Annotated in this window: 1 protein-coding gene; it reads left to right on the forward strand. The window is 39.2% G+C overall.

The features are described from left to right. Window positions 1-296 (forward strand): SulP family inorganic anion transporter (locus KI686_RS16410; RefSeq protein WP_237590388.1); only part of this gene is annotated, 296 nt, incomplete at both ends.

The following is a 296-nucleotide window of genomic DNA, read 5'->3' on the forward strand; positions in this document are numbered from 1 at the left end:
TTGGAGGAAGTCACGTAACTATTGCAGGACCAGGAAACGGCTTGGTAGGTGTTTTATTGGCCACTATAACCACACTTGGTATTGAAAACGCCTATGTTGCCATTATGCTCTCTGGCTCCTTATTGCTGCTTTTAGGTTTTTTTAGAATGGGAACTATTGCCGATTTCTTTCCATCCGCGGCAATTCAAGGTATGCTAGCTGCAATTGGTTTAATCATTTTGGGTAAACAGTTTCATATTATGTTGGCGCATAAAATAAAAAGGCCAGATACAATTGATTACTTAATTGAAATTCCG

It is taken from the genome of Polaribacter sargassicola (assembly GCF_021991835.1).
In the GTDB taxonomy this organism is placed as follows: Bacteria; Bacteroidota; Bacteroidia; order Flavobacteriales; family Flavobacteriaceae; genus Polaribacter; species Polaribacter sargassicola.